Source organism: Leptospiraceae bacterium, from assembly GCA_016708435.1.
Classification (GTDB): Bacteria; Spirochaetota; Leptospiria; order Leptospirales; family Leptospiraceae; genus UBA2033.
Genome location: JADJFV010000017.1, coordinates 1 through 23,281, shown reverse-complemented (window position 1 = coordinate 23,281; position 23,281 = coordinate 1). Strand labels below are relative to the sequence as shown.

18 protein-coding genes and 1 pseudogene are annotated in these 23,281 nt (G+C 35.9%); 3 read left to right on the top strand and 16 right to left on the bottom strand.

Translation table 11 applies throughout. The features are described from left to right. Positions 1 to 92: 92 nt before the first annotated feature. The 4 genes from IPH52_17390 to IPH52_17375 are packed head-to-tail and all read right to left on the bottom strand — an operon-like array spanning position 93 to position 5,398. Positions 93 to 1,679 carry a hypothetical protein gene (locus IPH52_17390; protein ID MBK7056782.1) on the bottom strand — a complete coding sequence of 529 codons (1,587 nt, stop codon included), beginning with the start codon at positions 1,677 to 1,679 and terminating at the stop codon, positions 93 to 95. Positions 1,680 to 1,687: 8 nt separating this feature from the next. Then, positions 1,688 to 2,908, bottom strand: coding sequence for a hypothetical protein (locus IPH52_17385; GenBank protein ID MBK7056781.1), 1,221 nt, complete (start codon positions 2,906 to 2,908; stop codon positions 1,688 to 1,690). A 50-nt stretch (positions 2,909 to 2,958) separates the two neighbouring features. Then, positions 2,959 to 4,464 (bottom strand): hypothetical protein, encoded by a 1,506-nt coding sequence (locus tag IPH52_17380; protein MBK7056780.1) that lies wholly within the window; start codon positions 4,462 to 4,464, stop codon positions 2,959 to 2,961. A 4-nt stretch (positions 4,465 to 4,468) separates the two neighbouring features. After that, positions 4,469 to 5,398: a hypothetical protein gene (locus tag IPH52_17375; protein MBK7056779.1), complete on the bottom strand. Its 930-nt coding sequence runs from the start codon at positions 5,396 to 5,398 to the stop codon at positions 4,469 to 4,471. Positions 5,399 to 5,462: 64 nt separating this feature from the next. On the opposite strand from IPH52_17375, the gene IPH52_17370 reads away from it, so the two are divergent. Next, complete coding sequence (locus IPH52_17370) at positions 5,463 to 6,584, top strand: GDSL family lipase (protein MBK7056778.1); 1,122 nt, start codon at positions 5,463 to 5,465, stop codon at positions 6,582 to 6,584. Between the two features lie 69 nt (positions 6,585 to 6,653). Here the strand turns inward: IPH52_17370 and IPH52_17365 are convergent, their stop codons facing one another. From IPH52_17365 to IPH52_17310, 12 genes and pseudogenes are all read right to left on the bottom strand, one after another. Next, complete coding sequence (locus tag IPH52_17365; GenBank protein ID MBK7056777.1) at positions 6,654 to 7,487, bottom strand: sterol desaturase family protein; 834 nt, start codon at positions 7,485 to 7,487, stop codon at positions 6,654 to 6,656. Between the two features lie 108 nt (positions 7,488 to 7,595). After that, positions 7,596 to 8,681, bottom strand: a complete 1,086-nt coding sequence (locus tag IPH52_17360; protein MBK7056776.1) for an AraC family transcriptional regulator — start codon at positions 8,679 to 8,681, stop codon at positions 7,596 to 7,598. Further along, complete coding sequence (locus IPH52_17355; protein MBK7056775.1) at positions 8,678 to 9,334, bottom strand: DUF2461 domain-containing protein; 657 nt, start codon at positions 9,332 to 9,334, stop codon at positions 8,678 to 8,680. Before IPH52_17355 ends, IPH52_17360 begins: the two co-directional genes overlap by 4 nt. Positions 9,335 to 9,388: 54 nt before the next feature. Continuing rightward, complete coding sequence (locus tag IPH52_17350; protein MBK7056774.1) at positions 9,389 to 10,096, bottom strand: hypothetical protein; 708 nt, start codon at positions 10,094 to 10,096, stop codon at positions 9,389 to 9,391. After that, entirely contained in the window at positions 10,093 to 10,767 is a 675-nt protein-coding gene (queC, locus tag IPH52_17345) for a 7-cyano-7-deazaguanine synthase QueC (protein ID MBK7056773.1), read from the bottom strand. The genes IPH52_17350 and queC overlap by 4 nt, the downstream gene beginning before the upstream one ends. After that, positions 10,764 to 11,135 (bottom strand): 6-carboxytetrahydropterin synthase QueD, encoded by a 372-nt coding sequence (gene queD, locus IPH52_17340; GenBank protein ID MBK7056772.1) that lies wholly within the window; start codon positions 11,133 to 11,135, stop codon positions 10,764 to 10,766. Before queD ends, queC begins: the two co-directional genes overlap by 4 nt. Before the next feature lie 37 nt (positions 11,136 to 11,172). Continuing rightward, the gene (locus IPH52_17335) at positions 11,173 to 12,822 is read right to left on the bottom strand and encodes an alpha-glucosidase (protein MBK7056771.1); all 1,650 of its coding nucleotides are present in this window, start codon (positions 12,820 to 12,822) and stop codon (positions 11,173 to 11,175) included. 2 nt (positions 12,823 to 12,824) lie between these two features. After that, positions 12,825 to 15,437 carry an HD domain-containing protein gene (locus IPH52_17330; protein ID MBK7056770.1) on the bottom strand — a complete coding sequence of 871 codons (2,613 nt, stop codon included), beginning with the start codon at positions 15,435 to 15,437 and terminating at the stop codon, positions 12,825 to 12,827. A 66-nt stretch (positions 15,438 to 15,503) separates the two neighbouring features. Next, entirely contained in the window at positions 15,504 to 15,893 is a 390-nt protein-coding gene (locus IPH52_17325) for a transcriptional regulator (GenBank protein ID MBK7056769.1), read from the bottom strand. Positions 15,894 to 15,926: 33 nt separating this feature from the next. After that, positions 15,927 to 16,077, bottom strand: a pseudogene (locus IPH52_17320) (type II toxin-antitoxin system HigB family toxin). 768 nt (positions 16,078 to 16,845) lie between these two features. Continuing rightward, the gene (locus IPH52_17315) at positions 16,846 to 17,460 is read right to left on the bottom strand and encodes a histidine phosphatase family protein (GenBank protein MBK7056768.1); all 615 of its coding nucleotides are present in this window, start codon (positions 17,458 to 17,460) and stop codon (positions 16,846 to 16,848) included. Positions 17,461 to 17,479: 19 nt separating this feature from the next. After that, a complete protein-coding gene (locus IPH52_17310) occupies positions 17,480 to 20,794 on the bottom strand; it encodes a hypothetical protein (protein MBK7056767.1) in 3,315 nt (1,104 codons plus the stop codon). 308 nt (positions 20,795 to 21,102) lie between these two features. Here IPH52_17310 and IPH52_17305 point away from each other — a divergent pair, with 308 nt between their 5' ends. Both IPH52_17305 and IPH52_17300 read left to right on the top strand, forming a co-directional pair. Then, entirely contained in the window at positions 21,103 to 22,725 is a 1,623-nt protein-coding gene (locus tag IPH52_17305; protein MBK7056766.1) for an FAD-binding dehydrogenase, read from the top strand. 12 nt (positions 22,726 to 22,737) lie between these two features. Further along, a partial coding sequence (locus IPH52_17300; GenBank protein ID MBK7056765.1) for a thiamine pyrophosphate-binding protein occupies positions 22,738 to 23,281 on the top strand: 544 nt, incomplete at its 3' end.

Below are 23,281 nucleotides of genomic sequence, written 5' to 3'. Positions count from 1 at the left end.
TTATTCTATTGCAAAAAAAAAATTTTTGCTTAAAGTTTTCTAAGTAGATTAACGACAAAAAGCCTCTAAGAGCTTTATAGAAAATTCAACTATTATAGAAATATATTCAAAATAAGAAAGTTTTGCTTTTTGCCGAGGTCAATCCAGTTGAATAAGACATATTTTTTCTCATCTGGAAAGTAAAAAATGTTCCCGCGCTGAGAAAGTTGCCATTTTTTTATATACTCCGCTTGAATTCTTTCTCGCGATTCCGACTCCATGTCAATGGGGAACAATTGGCATACTATTGTTTTTTGAATACCGCTGGACTGTAAACTGAAAAGTAAGGGCGAAATAGCTTCCAATGCATCAACAACAAAAGTCATTTGCCGAACATATAGATTTTGAGCATTGAGAGGTTGGGCATAATCCCGAAAAATAATTGGAATGTTATCGCCTGTCGCTTTCATCAATTTCTGATTGAATTTTTCGACATTCAATACCGCTCTTTGCATCCACTTATAATTTTGAAGAGTGGAATAAATGGAAACAAGAACCAAGACTCCAAATAGTATTTGAATTGGGATCCGAAAAATTGCCTTTTTCTCAGGCATAGAATTTAAGAGAGACGATAGGCATATTATACTTGTCAAAGTAATAATTGGATACAATCCAAATAAATATCTAGGAGCACGATGATCTCCATGATTTGGCGAAGTCAATAGTATAGAGACAAATCCAATCAAGAGAATAATAAAGAGAAACCGCTCTTTCTTTAAAACGTCTTTTGCGAGAAACAATGTCAGTGGTAAGATGAGAACAAAAGGCGATTGATAAAAGAAGCCACGCGTATTTGAAAAAAGCATATCTCGGATAATATCAATTCGCCCCAAAAGAGTCGGGGATGCATTGTCTGTTAGTGTCAGGGCATAGCGAAGTCCGAGAGGATGTCCATGAATATAAAAATTCAAATACAATAAGAGTGCAAATGGTAAAATAAATCCAAGGAACGAATAAATTCCTATTTTTAAAAAATCTTTGGGGTAAATCATCAATAGACTCAACCCACAAGCAATAATTACAAAGATCATTTCAAGACGAAAGAAAAGAGATACTGCACCAAACAGACCAAACAAAAATAAGGAATAATCTTTTTGTGCTTTGTAATACACACTGATAAAATAAAATCCAAGTGTAATCCAAAAGATTGCAAGCGGATATTCATGAAATGCCAGATTATACATCGTTGAAGTCATTCCAAAAGAATATAAAATCAAACTCAAATGAATCATTGGTATACTCAATCCATAGAGTTGACCTAATTTAAAAATTAAGAATAATGTCAGAAGCAAGGAGATAAAATTCAAGAGGTATAAACCATTTACCCCCAAGAGCTGATAGAAAGGTGCGTTTAGCAAAGGAAAATAAGGAGGAAAATCAATATAGTGTTTTTCGTTTACCTTTCCTAGAAAAGGTTTTGTAAAAGGAAAATGTTTATATTCAGGATCGAATTTTTCACCTTTGTATTGAACGGAAAATGTAGAGTAGCCGCTATCTACAATATCTTGCACCTGAATATACATAAGACCAAAGTCACCGTATTGAATACCCTTTGCTGGATTGTAAAAAATCAAGACAAAAAAAATTAATCCAAGTAAGGCGATTGTGAAGATTGGATGATTTTTAGGAATTGCTTTCATGATACATTTTAAGGAGTTTTTTCAAAGCCTTCAATGAATTTTACAAATGGTTCAACTACAACAGCATTTCCATTATTGTTTAGATGAAGGTCAAATGGAAAATTCAATTCTTTTCCGTGAGACTCTTCTCTAAAAATGGATGTCAAATTTAAATAGCTAATTTGATTTTTATCTACATACTCTTTTAGGCTTTGCTCCAATGCGGAAACTTCTGTTAGCCAACGTTCCTGTGTGATGACTCCTAGCCTTTTATGAAGCTCTGTTTTCTTTGCATCATATTGTAATTCAGAAGGAATATAGACTAGACCAAATTGTTCTTTTCTTTCGGATGTTTCTTTTCTAATTGTGTCTATTAGCTCTAACATTCTACCATATCTATCAATTTGTTTTTTCTTTAAGTCTAAATTCTCTTCATAAAAATCAGGAGAAAGAAGTCCAGTCAAAAGAATCTTAGGACTAATTTTTCCCTCAGCAGCTAAGGTTAAATTCTCATCGCCAATCTCTATTAGCCACTGAGATACTCGGTCTTTCTTGACACCCATGCTTTCCGCTAAAACATAAATCAGTTTGCGATACTCTTCTTTCTTTGCTTTAACTTGTTCTGCTGTTAGTATCTTAGGCGGTGGAGGTGGAGATTCATTTTGCTTTTGTAAAGTCGTAGACTCTGCATCCGAATTAATTCCCTGATTCATACGAGCTAGAAAGTATTTTAAAAAATAATCAGATGCTTTCGGCATGATAAAGAAGGCAAATCGAATAGCTTTCTTTTTACTCAATGCATTTTTAATAGCCTCTAAGAATACAGTCGGACCACTATCGGTCACATCATTCGGATAAAGAACAGTAACCACTAGATCGGGTTTAAGCTTATCACGTAGAGCGCGATACATTGGTAGATAATTTTCAGGACCGGTGTTTGGAATTCCAGTATTGACAAGAGTTATATTCGGATCTTTGGCTTGGAGTTTTTTTTCTGCGAGACGAACGAACGTATACTCTTCATTAACCCCCCAACCAAATACAAAAGAGTCTCCGAGAACTAATATTCGTTTGCCTTTCTTTTCAGTGATTTCGGGATTCCTAATTCCTAATGAGTTTGTTTTAAATGTATAATAATAGTCCTTTGAGTCCGAGTGTGCTGTGACGTTAGGTGGATAGAAAATAACCTTGCCTTGTTGGTTTAGAAGTAAAAAGCCAAAATCAATTATCCGAAGAAATACTAATAACAAAAGAATCAAAAATATATATTGAATTGTTTTTTTTAAGAAAGGTTTCAAGATTAATTACCTAAATTTTTTATTTTTAAATTTTGAACGACTATGCCGTTCTTAGAAAATGCATTTTCTATTTCATAATCAACCCCAATTGGGAGCAAAGAGTCATTATCCTTTGTAGATGCAGAGGAGATAATCGAAATTTTCCTCGGAACTTTAGCTAAGTTCTTCTGAAAGAAATCTGATAGTTCTTGTGAATTCTCAATGGCAAGAACTGGCTTCTTAGGCAAAGAAGGAAACACTAAACTATAAAATTCTGCATTCTTTATAATCACTAATTCTCCGGAAATACTTTTGTCAATTTCTACATTCATACGATGCGATGTCTTTAAGAATAGAAAAAGAATTACGTATCCTAAGAGTGTGACAAAAACAGAATAGTATACAATATACTTTAAATAAGAAATCCATTTTATGATTCTTTCTGATTTTGAAAGTAAATCAATCGAGTAAAAAGTTCCAACGACTAACAGCGGTTGCACGCTAGCCGCAAATCTTGGTCCCAGGATTGATCCATCATCGTTTTTTACTATCATGGGAATTAGGATACTGAAGATGATCGAGATAAATAAGAGAAAATTTAGTTCTCGATTTGAATTTAACTTCTTAAAGAAAACAAAGAAAGGGATTAAAAATAAAAATACAGGCCAAGCGGTAAATAGTCCTAAGCCCTTATCGGAGACAAACAAGGCTTTTACTAGACTAAAAAGTCTTCTCTCGAATGGATACGCGGCACCCGAGTAATTTAAAAATTCGATCCCTCTAAGACCTAGAATGTTTCCTGTAACTTGGTAGTTTGCAAAAATTAAAATTAAGGCAGGGATTGCAAAGCCTGTAGCCAAAGCAACTGAGTCCATTTTACTTTTATAGATTCTAAATAAAAGAACTCCTGCGAAAAATAAAAAGCAAAAGAGTGCCAATTCAATTCGAAATAAGACAGACAATCCAGAAAGGACACCTGAAAGAAAAAAAGGCCAAGAATTATCCAAAGTCTTCGCTTTTAAAATTAAAAAATAAGCAAGGGTGATGAGTAAAGATGCATGAATCGCTTCCCCTAGCATGAACGAATAAATGCTGTTAATCGACCCAAATGAAATAAAAATAAGCATTGGTTTACGAAAAGATTCGCTTAGATCCAGGAGAATAGAAATTTTATAGACAAGATACAAGATCACAAGACCAGAAATTAAACTTAGCAGATCGAGTGCATAGATTCCCCCGAGCAAATAAAACGGAGCGTAAAAAACAGTCACGAAAAAAGGGAACACATAATAGGCATTACCCGATAAGACATAACCAAATGGAGGCTTGGTTGGAAAGAATTTTAAATCCGGATCAAGATATTTTCCCTGATAGCTTGCGGCAAATGTAGAATATCCTGAATTGATAAAATCTTGAATCTGAATAATCTTAATTCCAGGGTCAGCCGGTTGATACTCTGTATGAGGCAAAACTAAAAAAATTAAAAGATAAAAGCCAATGAGTATAAGAGAAAACTTTTTTAAGTTCATGCCACTACATTACCATTGGAATTGATTTCGGTATCAATTTAAAATGAAATTCATGTGTTTGTAAAAAATCCATTTCTCGAATCTCACCATCTATCTCTTGTGAAAGAGTGCGCTCTGGAATTACATGAACTTCTACACCTTTGAACTCACTCACACCAGTCATATGAGCAATTTTTCCTGAATACACTTTGTGAGATTCACTGATTAATTTGCGTTTGGGAATATTGGAAACCAAAACAATATCAAAAATCCCATCTTCAATACTTGCACTCGGAGCCCAAATCATTCCACCACCACTAAAGCCTGCATTGCAAACAAAGAAATTTACAACTTCTGATTCTGTTTCTTGCCAGGTTCCATCTGTCTGCTTGATTCGAATTTTACATTTGGCAGGGGTATATTTGAATAAGACGGTGAGCGTATGATAGAAATAAGCCGCCATTCCCATTTGAAACGAAGAGGCTTTCATTTGACGATTCATATCTCCGCCCATTCCGATAGAAGTGATGTTTATAAAATAGCAAGGCTCTTTCCCATGTTCAAGTGTTGATAGACCACAATCTACTAGCTTAAAAGAATTATTTTTTAGAGCATCCATATAATGCGACGAATGCTTGTTAAGCGTCTTCATAAAATCGCCACCAGTTCCAAGGTTGATTACTCCGAGAGGAATTTCTGTCGGAATCAAATGTCCTTTGTCAAAGTAGCCATTAACCGCTTCATTGACAGAGCCATCGCCACCGGCGATTAGAATCTGATCGTATTCTTTTTTGTGTAAAATTTCTCTAACCTTTCGAGTGCAATCTTTGGGTGCGGATGTGAAATAAATATCAAAGAGCCCAAGATGGTCTTCTAACTTTGGTCTCATTTTATCAAATGCAACACGGGAAGCACCATGGCGGCTTTTAGGGTTTAGAATTACGATTCGTTTCATAGTCAATTGATTTTTCAGTATTCAATAAAAGGCAATAAAAAAATAGTTCTATCAGGACATTCTTATGAAGAAAAAAATTTTCCTATTTGCATTTATTCTAATTAACCTAGCGATATTCGAAGTAATTCTGAGCGTATTTGACCCGGAGCAAATTCTAGTGAAAGGATTTGATAAAGAAATGCTATTTCGCATGTATCCAAATAAATTCGGCAAAGTGGTCTCAGAGGAATACTCAGTGCTTGTCGAAACCAACCTAAACGGATTCAGACAAAAATTAGAGCCAGAGACAAAGTATTCAACTCTCGTCATTGGAGACTCTTTTACGGAAGGATGGGGTGTTGAAGAAAAAGAAATTTATACGGAAGTTTACAATCAAAATTCCAAAACAGATAAGCTACTAAACTTAGGCTTACACGGATCATCCCCCATTTTATTTGCATTACAAATTAAAACCTACTTAGAAACTTTTAAACCAAAGCGAGTCATCGTCCAGCTATTCGACAATGACTTAGATGATAACGACAAAATAGAAGTATTCGCTGAACGAAATGAAGATGGAACTGTCCGTGCGCCTAAATCAAGATTAGCCGCAAGTATTTTTGGAGAGAGTTTATATAATTTCTTCAAAGAAAGAACTTTATATAGACTCACTACGAAAGTCTATAAATTCTTTCAGAAACAACCTTCTCCCATTCTCTATTACAAAGCAGGACGAGAACCAGGTATAACAGTTCTTAGCCACAAAGGTTCGATTGAAAAGTTTGGAGGACTCAAATCTTTAGGAAATGAAATTAACACAAAATACGGAAACCAATTTGGTTTTTACAAAGATGCAAAAGAAGAGCTTTGGAAGAATCGTCTTAGTAAAAATGAAATTTATCTAAATCAAATTCTAAAAATCTGCAAAGACAAAAACGTAGAATTGTCTTTTCTTTATATTCCGGCTAAAGAATATTTTGCGCAAGGAGGAATCACAGGCACAATTACAGGGCATACAAGTGAAGCGCATAAACAAGAAAATCCACACTTTCTCCAGATCGAAAAAGTCTGTAAAGAGAATGCGCTTAAATGCTATTATGCGAACGAGTATTTATTTGACAAGAATCCAGAGAGTCTATACTTTCCATATGATGCACATCTAAATGCGGAAGGTCATAAGGCGTTGGCAGAGATGATTGGGGAGTGAAATTTCATCTAATGAATTCCGATAGCTAATTTGCATATCGAAATTCATTAGATGAACGAGAGCGGTTTTTTAAGCCGGAGCGTGAATTTCGTTTTCGACTGGTAGCGCAGTATTTCTCTTATCCGCTAGGTTATCGAAATATGTTTCGTAGTATGGAAAGTTTGTTCCCATGATACGATCCCAGAAGTTTAAGTAGAGTCCGTAGTTTCCGTTGAACTTTTGGTGGTGTAGATTATGATGAGTAGACGTATTAATCCATTTAAAGAACCAATGACTTGCAAATCCTTTTGGCATAAATTCATATCCGAGATGAAACCAAATATTCATAATCATCGCATAAAAAGTATGAATGATAAATACCGGATAATAGATAGGAACCGTTAGTGTAAATATCACAGCATAAATCGCCTCGAAGAAAGCTTCAATGTAGTGAAAATTATAAGCGGCTACAGGAGTAGGATTTACGGATTGATGATGGACAAGATGAACATATTTATAAATCTTTTTGTGGTGCATAAGTCTATGAGCCCAGTAAAAGTAAGTTTCATGCCAAATGGTAATTAGTATAAAGGATAAGATCATATAAGGAACTCCGCCATACATCGTCGGGTCTTTATACATATAACTTTTTAAAATTCCTAAACGAATCAAAGTATAAACAGTAATTCCTATTCCGCTGAACATGATGAGGGTAATAGCAGATTGCCGTATTTCCATCCAAATCTTTTCCGCTTTAGGATATTTATCTTGAATTTTAAATCTGGCGAAATAGTTTTTCTTCCACATATAGAATATTAAAAAAGCTACTCCCGCAATCGGGTAGTAACGCACAAAGTTCATGAATAATTGAAAGGATGCGACTTGAATCAAACAATCCAAATTGAGATCACAACTAAATGGCATAATAATTTCCTCCATTGAAACAAGAACCAGTATAGCACAGAATGAAAACCACTTCGACCGCCTTTATCGGTCTGGACTGATTTTTAGGTAGTGATTGATAAGTCTGGACTATTTTTTTGTTTTTTTTCTAAATTCGGTCGGTGTAAGACCTGTTTCTTTTTTGAAAATATCATTGAAAGAAGATTTGGATTGATAACCAACATGATAAGCGATAGAAAGGACTGTTTCATCGGAATGACTTAAGAGTCTTTCTTTTGCTTCTTCTATTCGATAGCGGTGAATCAATTGAAAAAAAGAAACTTTTAGTTCTTGGTTTAAGTATTCAGAGAGTTGGTGATTTGAAATTCCGATTCGAGAAGCAAGTTCCGTCAAATTCAGATTATCCTCTCGATAGATTTTTTCTTTTTCTAGAAGAGTAGTGAGTTTATTGGCAACACTATTTAGGTCAAGGGATTTGAGTTGTGAGTTCTTATATTTTTTTTCCTCTTCTACAATTTTTTGCACTTCTTGAAAAATTTCAGGATTTCGTAAACGCAAAATGTAAAGTAAAATCAAAAAGCAGCCAATGATATAGCCATTCGTTTCCATTCCAATGTAGGAGCCATAAAAGGCAAAGACTCCTCCTATCAAAATAGTAATAAACGCAATGATTAAAATGGAAAAAATCAACTGTAAAGTTTTAGAGGAATAGAAAGTGCTACTTCTAAATAGTTTTATAAATCGCATTAAAAGATTTAAGAAGGAAAAAAATAAAATCCCTATTGTCAAAAAAATAACTATCTTAGATCTACTCGGAGTCCCTGCCCGATAGCATTCCTCTATGTATTTTAACTTTTCACTTGCAGACATAAGGTAAAGCGGCAAAGAAAGAATAGCCACACTCATAGCAAGTGAACATTTCAGTAAGAACCGACTGAATTTTTCTGCTTGATTTTCCCACATAAGCAATAGGTATCTTTCTAAGAAAAAGCCAATCAATAGTGTAGCTGGAACATGCGTATGAAGCAAGTGAGGGTATACTCTGAGTAATCCGCTCGCCCATAAAAAGGACTGTAATAAGAAGGAAAATAGAAATAAAAAGACTCCACCTAAATACCAATTCTTAGAAGACAATCGCACTGAGGAAAATTCCCCAACAGCAAAGAGCAAAGCAAGTGCTGAGCTAAAACCTAAGAAGAAATTGGAAAATGTCATTCGCTTTTATTCAAATATTTCAGTAATGGGAATAATACCTTGTAGGCTTCGGTGCAAAGTTTAGAAAAATCTGGAGAAAGCAAAAGCTTATCATCTATCTTTTTTTCTACGATATAACTCGTGTATTTCAGAAGCTCAATTTCTGGATGATCTTTGGAGAATCCTCTTGGGACTGTCTTTACTTTCATGTCAGAAAGCTCGGAGAATAGAGATTTGAATTTCTTTTCGGAAAGTATTTTCTTAAACTCTTTTGGATTTTCTAAGATCTTCTCTCTTAGTTTTCTAAGAGAAGCGGAATCTGGCATATGCCGCCCACCTGCAATAAAAGAATTATTTCCCGGTTCAATATGTATATAGAATAGAGCGGTTTCCATTGATTTGCCGGTCTCGCTGATAGCGGCTCCGAAGTTTGTTTTGTAAGGCTCTTTATTTTTAGAAAATCTCGCGTCTCGATAAATTCTAAAAATACATTTCTTGGGATCGACACCAATTAGGTTTTTATTGGTCTTGGCTAGTTGAAAGAAAAGTTCTGAAATAAAGACTTCAAAATCGAGTTTAGCTTTTTCGAAATTAGGTTTATTTCTTTCAAACCAATCTTTCTTGTTATTCTTCTTTAAGTCATTTAGAAAATCTAAAGTTGTTTTTTGTAACATAAAATATCCCTAAGTGTTGCGTAAAAAATCTTGATTCGAATGCTAGCAAACGATTCAATCTTTTACATCATCGTCATACAAATCATAAGTTGTAAATCCTAAAATAAAGTCGATAAGCTCAGCAGGATTAAATCCAACTCTAAGTCCACCATAGATACCAATCGCAAATTCAATTTGATAAAGATAAGATTTCGGATAGCCATTTGGTTTTAAATTTTCTTTGGGTAAGTATGCTAGAAGAGCGGGATCTGCGTTTGGATTATCTTCTAGCATTTTTTTGATTACAACACTTCTTACTTCTTCTTTCTGCCTCTTCTTTCTATCTTTAGGTGGATCTGAAAATATTTTAAAGTAAGTAACAGAATAACTTTTAATATTATCACGTGCATTTTTTACAATAGGAATTTTTTTTTCATATTGCATCTTTCCGTCATCGGCTAATTCCAATTCTCCGGAGTAGAAAGTATCTCCTCCCATCCAACCAAATACAAGTTGTTGAGCAACATAACTAGAAAAACTTCCCCCTCTAAGTCCAATTCCTCCGCCTAAGTCTTTTTTGCCCGGCTCTGTTTCTCCACCTACAAAGAGAAATCCTAGATTCAGTGGGGCTAATTTAAGAGTAACCCCATAGGCTGGTTTTTCGACTCCTACTGTGATTACGTCTTGTAAGTCTTTTCTTCGATTGTTCCAGTAAGTAGCACAATCTATAATCGAAATACAGGCTAATAAGAGTAATGCGCAAGACAGTAAGCGGAAATTCATTCGTCTAGAACTCCTGCTTCTTGAAAACCTTTTTGTCTGAGTAAACAGGAATCGCATTTCCCACATGCTTTTCCTTTTACTGGGTCGTAACAAGAATGAGTCATGTGAAAAGGAACCTTTAATTGATTGGCTAAGATTACAATTTCTTTTTTAGAAAGATGTAAGAGGGGAGTTTTGATTTGAATTGCTTTTTTTTCATCGCCTGATTTTGTTCCAATGCTTATCGCGTTTTGAAATGACTTTATGAATTCAGGGCGACAGTCCGGATAACCGGAATAATCCAGTGCATTAACGCCAATATAAATTTCATTCAGACCTAAACCTTCTGCAATAGAAACAGCGTAAGACAGAAACAAAATATTTCTACCCGGAACATAGGTGTTTGGAATTTTTTGCGTGGAAGAAAAATTCTTAGGAACTTTAATTTCTCGATTCACGAGAGATGTATTTTTAAAAATCTCTGGGTTAATTTTTACAATCGTATGAGGAATTTTAAGTAAGGAAGTGAGCTTCTTTGCTTTTTTGATTTCCACTTTATGTCTTTGTGAATAATCGAAAGAAACCGCAATTACATTTTTACTTTGCTTCAATGCGTAGTAAAGGCAAGTAGTAGAATCCAAGCCTCCTGAAAAAAGAACAAGGGCTCCTTTTTTATTCTTAGTCGATTTCATTTTGGACCGGAATAAACGCAGGCACTATTGCAGGTTTCGTGCAAGGTGATTTTATATAAGAGCGGAAGCTCTGGCTTGAGCTTTTTCCAAATCCAGATTGCGATGTTCTCGCTCGTAGGATTTTCTAGTCCGACTACATCATTCAAATAGTAATGATCTAAATGATTTTCGATGAGTGGTTTCACTACTTTTTTAATATCGCCGAAATCCATAAGCCAACCAGTCTGCTCATCTACGATCCCTTTTAAATGTATCTTAAAATGAAAAGTATGTCCGTGCAGCCGTTTGCATTTGTGTCCTTCTGGGACGTTAGGCAATAGATGTGCAGCATCAAAACTAAAATCTCGAATCAGTTCTATTTCATCCATGGGGTATTTTTGCGTTTTCCTTTTTATATAATATCATTTATTCAAATTTGATTATCATCCCTTCGTTGGGGGTTAGATTAATATGGGGTAAATCAATATTTTCCCCTTCCTGTCTTCTAAGATTTGTAGAATATACTAGAGAGGCTTTGATTTTAGGGTGAGTATGTTTGTCTAAATCAAAAAGGACCTCCTCGTTTTTAAAATTGAGTAAAACTAAAAGTCTATTCTTTTTATAGATTCTAAAATACGCTAAGACTTTTCCATTCGGGTCATCGAGTAAACGAATATCTCCTTTTCGTAATACATTTGATTCGCGTCTAATCGAAAGTAGCTTCTTATAGGTATTGAGTAAACTTTCTGGCTTAGGAATTTCTACTTCTACATTGATCTTCTTATAGTTCTTGTTCATTGGAAGCCATGGCTTTGCTTTTGAAAATCCTGCATACTCAGAAGAATTCCAACACATGGGTAATCTAGATTTGTCGCGACCGTTAAATATTGGCCAATACATTTTTCCTAGTGGGTCTTGGATTTGATCTTTTGGAATTGATTGATCTTCCATTCCTATTTCTTCTCCATAATAGAGAAAAGGCGTGCCGCGTAGTGTGAGCATTAACATTGCTGCGATTTTCATGCGGGGAATGGTCTCTTTTCCCTTCTCGTAGCGTTTAATATGGCGTATCTGGTCGTGATTGCTTAGAGTGTAATTAGGCCAGTCTCCTGGTTTTAATTCTTTTTCTAAAGCAGCAATGGCTTCTTTGAATTTATTTGCATCCCATTTACAATAGAGAAATGCAAAGTTAAATGCCATATGCAGCTCATCACCATTATCCCCATAGTAAGAAGTGGCTAATTTCGGATTGCCGGGAGGCTCAATGAATACCTCCCCCACAGACATTCTATCACCTTCATAGGAGTCCAATAACTTTCTAAAACTTTTTAGTATGCTATGAACCTTTGGTCTATCTCTATCGTAAATATGATGTTGAATGTCATAGGGACGTAATCCTTTGAAATAATCTTTTGGATTATCGCGAAGTTTTTTGTCTTTGATATAATAATTCACAACGTCAAGACGAAATCCATCTACTCCCATATCAAGCCAATGGGCAATCATTTTGAAAATTGCTTTCTTGACTTCAGGATTTCTCCAATTCAAATCCGGTTGCTCTTTTGTGAAACCATGGTAGTAGTATTGTCTAGTCTTTTCATCCCACTCCCATGCATTTCCTCCGAAGGCAGCCATCCAATTATTGGGAGGTTTATCGTCTATCGCATCATGCCAGATATACCAATCTCGCTTTTTATTATTTTTTGAGGAGCGCGATTCTATAAACCAGGGATGCTGATCGGAAGTATGATTGATGACCAAATCCATTATGATTTTAATGTCACGCTTATGTGCTTCTTTGAGTAATTTTTTAAAAGTCTTTAGATCGCCAAAGACTGGATCGATATCTTCGTAATCCGAAATATCATATCCGAAATCTACCATAGGCGAGGGGTTAATGGGCGATAGCCAGATGGCATCAACACCCAAAGAATCAGGACTGCCATTTAGATAATCTAATTTGTCGATGATGCCTTGTAAATCACCTACACCGTCTCCATTCGAGTCTTTGAAACTACGCGGATAAATTTGATATACGACTGCTTCTTTCCACCAAGTTGTTAATTGATTAGGCATTTTTAATATTCTATATAAGAAATTTCTGTTTTAATTTTTTCAGAGGCTGCATTTGCAATTTCTTGTTCCATTTTTTTCAAGAGTTCTACATCTTCAATTTTATTTCCAAAGCTAGATTTAATATAAAACGAGTCATAGGCGTAATCTGCACTCGTTGAAACTCTAACGAAGTGAAGTTGAACATCGAAAGATAGAATTTGTTTGATGATTCGGTAGAGTAATCCAAGTGAGTCAGGAAGTAAGATTTCTAAAATTGTATATTCAGCGGATAATACATTGTTAAACTCAATCTTTTGCGCCACCATTCCATCTGGAATTTTATTGTAATTCACCCATTCAATCGGAGAAGTCAAAAGATTTTCCACGTTTAATCTTTTTTCTATGACTCCTTTGATGTTCTTTTTGAGTCGTTCTAGTTTTTCTTCCTTAATATCGCCGCCGCCAAAGCTATCTGTGATTTGAATCTGGCTGATTACAAATCCATTTACATTCTTGAAAGAACGCATACCTATTACGCTTAACGCTTCAGAAGTAACAGTTCCAGTTAGATCGGAAAGTAAATATCTATCTTCAAGGCTATACACTGTAACCGTTACAAACGCGGGTTCTTTTTCGTATTCAATTTCAGGAATTTCGGAAGGATTTGATTTACAATTCATATGCATTAGAAATTGCTGAACAACCCGTCTTGGAGTATTGTAGCGAAGATAAGTCTGTGGCATCATTTCAGATGCAAATTGTAAAACATGATTGGTTAGTCCTTCTTCTAATTTTTCTTTTTGTAAAAGATAATTTTTTAGAAGTTCTTGATCTTTAGAAATTTGAGTTGTTAATAGCGAATTGTCGGAATTTCGCAAAACCTCAAGTGTGTTTTTGTAGAGAGTATAGAGAATAGATTTTTTCCAATTTGTAAGAACATTAGGACCGACAGACTTTGTATCAATGACTGTAAATACATACAGTAGCTTGAGTCGATTCTCTGTCCCTACCAAATTTGCAAAATCACGAAGTAGTTCTGGATCGGAAATGTCACGCTTAGAAGTCAACTCCGACATATGAATATGAACTTCAACTAAAAACTTTAACAAGTCAGTTTCTTCATCGCCTAGTCCCAAACGCTCTCCAATAGCCGTCGCAAGCTCCGCTCCGTATTGGCAATGATCTCCCTGTTTGACCTTACCCGCATCATGAACAAGAATTGCAAGTGCAAGAATATATATGCTATCGCATTCATAAAAAACTTGCTGGACCTCATTATCATCGAAGACGCTGTTCAATAGATTGTCAAGCTCTCTAAGGATAAACAGTGTATGCTCATCAACAGGATATTGATGGTGATAACTAAAAAGCGAGAAGTTGACACAGGCTCCAAATTCAGGCATAAAATTTTCTAGTATACCGGCTCTATGCATACTTGTTAGAATTTTGCCTATGTTTCTCGATTCTTTTAGAATCTTGAGAAATGATTCAATTGCATGATTGGAACTCTTAAAATCTTCCTGTAAGAAATGAGAGGCAAATCGTAATTCGCCAATGAGACTTGGTGATAAATTCAGATTGAGTCTGTGAGAGATATAGAAAATTTCTAAGATGTCACCGTATAGAGTTTCAGGATTTGAAAATAATTTTCCAATTTTTGGAGGATATAAATAATCTCCTAAACGCTGTAGAAAAAATTCTGACTTTCCAAGTGTTTCCATTTGATTAAAATTATTCATTTTATAATCTAAATAAATTCCCATGAAAGAATGAATTTCATTTTGATGAGTATAAAGTGTATTCATCATCTTATCCACAGAGGCAATGTCCGTCTTAGCGCCAAATCCCATGTATTCCGCTACGCTTGGTTGTTGTGTCAAGTCCAGTCTATCTACTTTGCGTCCATGAAGAGCGTGTAGTGCAATACGTGCTCGGAGTAAAAAATCATAGGCAGCTTCAATCTGTTGCACTTCTCCGCGTGTAAATACAGGAAGCAATGCTAGACCACTGAGAGAAGGAATATATGTAGTAGATTTTTCGATCCAGTAAATCGCTTGTAGATTCCTTAGACCGAGATGACCATTTTTTAAATCAGGCTCCGCCACTAAAAGCGGAAAATCAGAATTAACCGTAGCATATAGATAATTAATCTTATCCTGATTGTAATGATTGATTAGGTGAAATGGTAATTTTTTTAGAAAATTAACTTCGTAACTAAGAAATAGACTTTCAGAGCCAGTTAAAAAACGAGAATCAAGCATCGCATAGAAAGTATTTACATTGTCTAAATTTGCAAGGCATTCTTCGATGGTTCTGCAGGAATGTCCTACTTCTTTTCCTGAATCATAGAGAAATGTATTGATTTTTGAAATGATTTCTGTGAGCATAGAATCACTAAGACCATTGTGTAAATAGAATAAATCAATATCGGAGAATGGGGCTAATTCCATTCTGCCATAACCTCCAGTTGCAACAATGCAGAATCTATCTTTTATCTCTGGATATTCTTTTTCGAGTAAGCTGTATAGGCGCACAATCTCTGCATCTAGCTGACGACAGATAAATCGTCCAGATATATGCCTGCTCTTTTCGAGTGTTCTATGGAATCTAGATTTTAAATCAAGAATGATTGGCATGGCTTAGCCACAATGAGTCATTCAGCGAGAATCTCAACCATTAAATTCGTAAAAGGGAGTCAATTTCTACTTTACTGTTTCATATTCTTGAATGAGTATATAGCCTGGAATATTGAGGGCGGCTTTGATTTTACGAATTGCTTGAATGGATAATGGGAGTTTGCGATTTAGATATTCAGAGGCTCGGTGTTTAGAGCCAAGAATTTCAGCGAGGTTTGTCTGAGACAATCCCATTTGTTCCATCCTAAATTTAATTGCTTCAATCGGATCAGGGGGGCTAATCGGATAATGCTCCTCTTCGTAGCGCTCGACTAGTGTTGCGAGGATATCTAATTCTGCCGCTTCTTTTTTTGTTTTTTGTGAAAGATCCATCAAGACTTTAATTCTTGCGAGTGTGTCTTTGTAGTCTGATTTTGTAATAATTGGTCTAACATGAACTAAAATTTTATTATTCATAAATTTATCCTCTTTGCGGTTACTCATTGTTAGTCAAATTGTCTCTGCATCAACTTTGTCGTATTCTGCATGTGTTCCAATAAACCGGATGAATATTAGATTCAAGAGACGCTTTTGCTGTCGGATGTTTCTCCCAAAACTCCTTCAAAGTTGCAATCTTAATAATTCGATTTTTCTCTCGCATTTTTACACTATAAAAAAGTTCCATAAAATGGAACTAAAATTTATGGCGAATTAAGAAAAATAAGCATAAGTAATGAAGCATAATTATTTGTAAAAATTTAAATACTGAAAGAAATTTCTGACAGGATTTACATGATAAAACATATCATCCTGTTAATCTTGTTAATCCTGTCTAAAATAAACTACACAAATAAATTTGCTTTAGGACTTAGCATGATTGGTGTTAAGTAGCCTATATATCAAATAACAGTTCAGGTTGCAGTTCTTATTGCAGTTTATCTATACTGGTAAAACTTTGAGAAGAAAGTTAAACTGATACTTGAACTGCAATGAGGACTGCAAAGTGATGTATCTGTTGCCTAACGTTTATTAATTGTTATTACTTTATTTATATTTGTGAATAGATTGCGTTTTTCAATGTGATCGTATTGATTTGATAATAGTTCTCACTGGTAAATTAATATTATCCTCTAACTTATTTCTTGGGAATCTGATGGGAGGATGAAAAAAACTTGTAATCATGTTAATTTCTTAAGCCCAGACGGTAGTTGCAATAGCACTTCGATTTTAGCACAAGAAACCACTGATGTGCTGCCTCTTCTCGAAGTGTTCGCCTTAGAGCGGCTAATAAATCTGTTACACAAAGATAAATGTGAGTGCTCCTATTGCCGCAAGCACTACTGCGTCTCGCGTCTACGGACAATTAGGTGCATTTACCACAAACACAGCGAATAACGGGGAGTATCCGCAAATAGTCTGACCTTGATAGTTAGAGCTTTTTAATTGAATGTAAATGAGATGTATCATTCCAAAAGATCATTCTATATATCTCATTTACTTTCGAAAAATAACTAAAGCCTGTATTATCCATAAAAACTTTTAATGCGAAAGAAGAAGGAACTCCGAGGAGGGCGCAGGCAAAGCTTCTAATATAATTTCCATGCGATACAATTAAAATTGTTTCGTCATTCTTCTGAAAATATTTTTCTATAAATTGTTCTCCTCTTTTTCTTACATCATCCACGCATTCACCGCCAGGATATTTTTCAAATTCAGAGATTCTTAGTCTTTCTAATTTGTCCTTTGGAATACTTGCAATTTCAATTCCTTCATACTCCCCACATCCAATTTCTAATAGAAGCTCATCTAATTGAATTGGTTGATTCAAATACGAACTGCAAATTTCTGCTGTTCTCTTTGCTCGTCCTACTGGACTCGAATAAATCTTATCGCATACAAAGTTTTCTCTTTTTAATCTTTCCATTAAAAGAATTGCTTGTTGTTCCCCTGCATCTGTTAAATTTGAATCAAGCCCTCCGCCTTGAATAATTCCCTTTGCGTTATATTCCGTTTCTCCATGCCTGATTAAATAAACATTTTTCATACTCACTCCCTAAATTACACTAATCATTGTCGAGGTTAATAACCGTTATATCATTTGGATCCAAGCCGTTATACGATGGATCTGAACTTGTGGCAGCTTGCAATTGAATAGTGATAGTTTGATCTCCGTCTAATATAGTATCGTCCATTCCTTGCAAAGTTACAGTTTGATTTGTATTCCAGTTGAGTGGGGTGAATGTCAGAGTAGCTCCAGAAAGAATAGTTACTTCGTTTGTATCAGTAGAAATTAAATTAATAGATACATTGGCAGTTGGAGGAGAATTAAGCTTAACTGTAAAGGTTCTAGTTGTTCCAGTTTCATCTGTGTCACCTGATATGGCACTGACGGTAAATCCCGGTTGCACAACAGTAAAGAAAATATCAGACACTGCTTTTCCGCTGAACTTAGAATCCGTGCTTGTAAAGGAAGAGGATACTACTTGTTTGCCTCCAATGCCTCCGGTATAACTGATTGTTAAATTCTGATTCACGTTCCAGTTTGCGGATGTGAATGTCAAAGAAGTAGGTGTTGCAGTAAATCCAGCACCACTTAGGGTAAAACTGGTATTAGCCGTTGGTTGAGAATTGAGTCTTACAGTAATTGTCACTGAATTATTATTCACGAGAGTGATTCTACTATTACTGCTATTGGCAGGAGACATGATGATATCAGGGACATCTGGGTCGGTGTTAGTTATATTGGTAATATCCGCTACATCAAATCCATTGTAGTAGGCATCCGCGCTAGTTGCAATTGAGTGAGTTACATCATAGAGCTTATTTCCATCTAACTGCTGACCAATTGCTTCGAGCGCAGAATCATTTTTTCCTGTAACTGTAATGAGTTGAACCGTATCCCAATTCGCAGGCGTCTTAGTAATTGTTGCTGTAGATACTGTTGCTTCATTTGTGTCACTCACAGAAACATTGAATGTTACATTGGCAGTTGGCAATTGGTTTAATAACACATAGTATTGAAAAGAAGTGCCGGTTTCACTTGTTACTCTTTCGGAGATTGGCGGCAAACAGAGTGCTATCTTTGCATCCGAATCACAGTTGTTAATTGTAATCATCCCATTATTTGCAAGTGCACTATTGTAGTCAGGGAGTTTGACTAAACTATAATCGCTACCCGTTGCGTTCGGATAATAGTCCTTATTCCCTGAAGCAGCAGTTGGAGTTCCAAGGGCTATAGTGATTAACTTGGATCCGTCTGCTACACCATCTACTTGACCTGTCATTGTTACAGTTTGTGGAGTATTCCAATTTGCCGCAGTGAATGTTATTACTGCTGGAGAAACCAATACCTCTGCCGTATTCGAACTTGCTACAGGAATTACAACATCTCCTCCTACAGGTTGTGAATTTAGGCGGATGGTAAAAGAATCAGACTTACTAGAATCAGCAGTGATAAAGTTTTTTGTTTTACTGATTGTATAGCCCTGCGTGTCGTTATCGTTGTTTTTTACGTTTACTGTATTGGTTGGAAGAGAATTATAACTTGTATCTGTGCTAGTTGGAGAAGGAACGGTTATTGTATACAGAATTCCACTTGGATTCAGATAATCGTTGTTTACCCCTGTAATTGTCACAATCTGCGGAATACTCCAATTTGTCGCGGTAAAGGTAAGATTTGCAGGAGATACAGTTCCAGCGGAAGTATTGGAACTAATAATCCCTGTAAAAGTAACATTGGCATTTGGTTTGGTTCTCAGTTTTACGGTAAATGTTGCTTTGCCTGCACTTTCAGTTGTGATGAGAGGATTAGCAGCAGCAAAAATGGTTACACCCGGAGTATCATTGTCATCGTTTACGATCGTAATATCCGCGGGGTCTAATCCATTATAATTTGCATCTCCACTGATTGCGGGATTTGAAATAATAGAATAAGTCACGTCACCATCTCCAAGACTATCATTGACTCCTTTTATTGTTACAGTCTGGTAGGCATTCCAATTTGCAGTTGTAAATGTAAGAGAGGAGCCGGATTGAATTGTTCCTTCCGTTGTATCCGATGAAGAAAAGTTGAGGATTACGTTTGCTGACGGGATAGTGATAAGTCTTACTTTAAATGTAGCCGTATCTAAAGCCTCACTCGTATGACCGCTTATGGTAGTAATATCAAAGCCAGGCGAGTCGTTATCAATATTGGTTACGCTTACACTTTGCGGAGAAAGACTGTTATACGCTAAATCTGCGCTTACCGGTGCACCAACTTGAATCATATAAGCGATGTTTCCATCTAAGTTAGAATCATCAAGACCGGTTACTGTGATTGCTTGCTGGATATTCCAACTAGAGGTTGTAAAAGTCAAATTCGTAGTGCTTATAGCTCCTTCTGCGGCGTTGTAATTTGTTAGAGGCAAAGATACATTTGCCGTAGGTTCAGAATTTAAAACAACAAAGAAAACCCCGTTGGTTCCCGATTCATTTGTTGTTATCGTAGGGTTAATGATTGTAAACCCGGCAGTATCATTGTCTTCGTTTATGACAGCTATGTTTGGTTGAGACAAATTGTTGTAATTCGTATCTGAGCTAGTGCTAGGACCAAGACTCACAGTGAAGCTTATATTTCCGTCCGGGTTTGGATCATCAATACCTGTAATTGTTACTGTTTGAGGAATATTCCAATTTGAATTGGTAAACGTAATCGAAGAGGGGCTAACAGTTCCTTCAGTCAAGTCATTACTGGTAACGGGAATGGTTACATCGCCGCTGGGAATTGAATTTAATACCACTGTAAAACTAGAAGTGCCACCTGCCTCTGTGACAATATGACCACCTAATGCAGAGACTGTGATTCCAGTTGTCTCATTGTCTGCATTGGTTGCTTCTACTGTTCCAACTGATAAGTTATTATAATTTATATCCTTGCTAATTCCTGAGCCTAGATCTATTGTAACAGTTTTATTTCCATCTTGGAGAGTATCATCGACTCCTGTTAGATTTACAATTTGCGGAGTATTCCAATTAGCCTCTGTAAACTTTAAACTGATTGGATTTGCAGTAATTTCTGAACTATTGGAAGAACTGATTTTTATTTCTACTTCACTCGTCGGAGTGCTATTTAGTTTTACTGAAAACGAAGAACTTGTTCCTGATTCACTTGTGATAATTCCAGTTTTAGAGCTAATAGTAAAACCCGCTGGGTTAGAATTTGAATTATCAGAATTTGTAGCAGGAGAAGGATTCGAATTTCCTGGAGGTGGAAAAAGAACTTGTTGCGCCTTATCTGTTTTCGGTAAAAGCCCTAGTATTGCGCTAGGCCAAGCAATACAATTTGATATAGAAAAAAGAATAAGGATGAATATAAATTTTTTTCTAGTCAAATTCATAAAGTGCCTCGAGAGATTTTTCACGTAAATCATTTGACAATAAATTTACTAAATTTATTGCAAGAATCTTTAAATATTTAAAAAAGAAAGATATTTCCTCGTAATGATTGCGAGATAAACTCAGTTTCCGTGTAGATTGATCGTGGATTTAAGTAAGGTGAGTTATGTCATTTCAAAGAAAAATAAACATAAAAGAAAAACGGAATCAAGCCATTCCACACCCCCTTCAGAGTGCAGAATAAATACTGCATAAATAAAAATAGTAATTGCATATTTTTTTTCAGGATATTGTATAATAGGGTGATACTATGTCAGAACAAAAATACCACGCGGACGCAGTGATTGTCGGTGGCGGATTAGCAGGATTAACCGCTGCGTATGATTTAATTTCATACGGTAAAAAAGTAATTCTATTAGATAGGGACGATAAGGAGCATTTAGGCGGACTTGCCAAGAAATCTTTTGGCGGAGTGATGTTTGTAGATTCTCCTCATCAAAGAAGAATGGGATTAAAAGATAATCCTGCTCTGGCTTGGGAAGATTGGAAGAGCTTTGCTGATTTTGAAGATTCAGATGAATTGCCTAAACAATGGGCGAAGCTGTATGTAGAAAAATCAATTCCGTATATCTATGAATGGTTAGATCACAAGAAGATTCAATTTTTACCTGTTGTGAATTGGGCAGAGAGAGGAATCTTTCGTCCGGGTAATTCTGTTCCTAGATGGCATATCACCTGGGGAACAGGATATGAATTGATTGTAAAGATTTTGAAAGCAATCGAATCTCATCCCAAAAGAAATTTACTTCAAATCTATTACAACCACAAAGTAGATAATCTAATCATCGAGTCAAACACTGCAATAGGAGTTTCGGGACTCGATGAAGTTTCTAAATCTAATTTCACTGTAAAAGCAGAAACTGTAATTCTCGCATCAGGCGGAATCTGTGGTGGAGACTTAAGTGAAGTAAGAAAGAATTGGTTTTCTGATTGGGGGAAAGCGCCTAACGTATTATTAAATGGCTCCCATAAATATGCAGATGGAATGCTTCATCGTGTTGCAGAAAAAAAAGGTGCAAAGCTTACTCATCTAGACAAGCAGTGGCATTATGCGGCAGGAATTTTTCATCCCAATCCAACACAGAAAGATGATGGCTTGAGTCTTGTTCCGCCTCGCTCAGCTATCTGGGTGGATTCTTCTGGAAAAAGATTTGGTCCTTTGCCGCTTATGGGTTATACGGATACACGTTATGCGGTAGAGCAAATTACAAAATCAAAAGCGCAGTATTCCTGGCAGATTATGAATTGGAAGATTGCCATTAAAGAGCTAGCAGTTTCCGGCTCAGATTATATGACTGCATTTCGAAATAAAAGTAAAATCAAATTGATCAAAGATATTTTATTTGGTAATACAGAGTTAGTAAATCGATTGATTAAAGAGTCCAAAGATATTGTAGTAGCAAATACGATTCCTGAATTGGTTGGTAAGATGAACGAAATCAGTCTGTCTGGATTCAAAGTGGACGAAGAAATTTTGACGAATGAAATTAGAACTTATGATTCTATGATTGATCGTGGCAAATCATATTACAATGATGATCAATTGCGTAGAATTGCAAATTTTAGAAACTATCGAGGAGATAGAATTCGGACTTGTAATTTTCAAAAGATAGAGGATAAGAAAGCTTTGCCGCTTATTGCCATTCGAGAATTTATTTTAAGTAGAAAAAGTCTAGGTGGAATTCAAACCAATCTGCAAAGCCAGGTTTTGGATTCGAAAGGAAAAACCATTTCTGGATTGTATGCCATTGGAGAGACAGCAGGATTTGGTGGTGGAGGAATTCACGGAAAGGGATCTTTAGAAGGAACCTTCTTAGGCTCATGCGTGTTAACCGCAAGAGTTGCAGTAGAAAGTATCGTAGGAAAAAAATAAGGAATATTCAATATGAAAAAAACAGGTGCCTATTTAGCAGTATACGCATTAGAGCAATTACCCATTCAATTTACATTTGGAATACCGGGTGTCCATAATACAGAATTTTATGACCAACTCAATCAATCCAAAAAAATCAAACCGATTTTAGTTACGCATGAAGGCGGTGGAGCTTTCATGGCAGAGGCAATCAGTAGAACATCTGATTCAATTGGTGTGATTGTGACCGTCCCCGCTGCCGGTATCACACATGCGATGAGCGGAATCGGAGAAGCTTTCTTAGATGGAATTCCTCTTCTTGTAATTTCAGGTGGGATACACAGAGAGAGCGGAAGACATTTTCAATTGCATGAGCTTGATCAATGCAAATTATTAGAAGGCATTACTAAAAAAACTTTTTTAATCAGAGATCACAGAGATATTATTCCAACTATATTTGAAGCCTATTCCATCGCAGTCTCAGGAGAGCCCGGACCTGTGTTCATTGAAATTCCTGTGAACGTTCAATTGTTTGAAGGAGAAGCAGGAGATTTTACTTTGTTCAAACCATTGAACA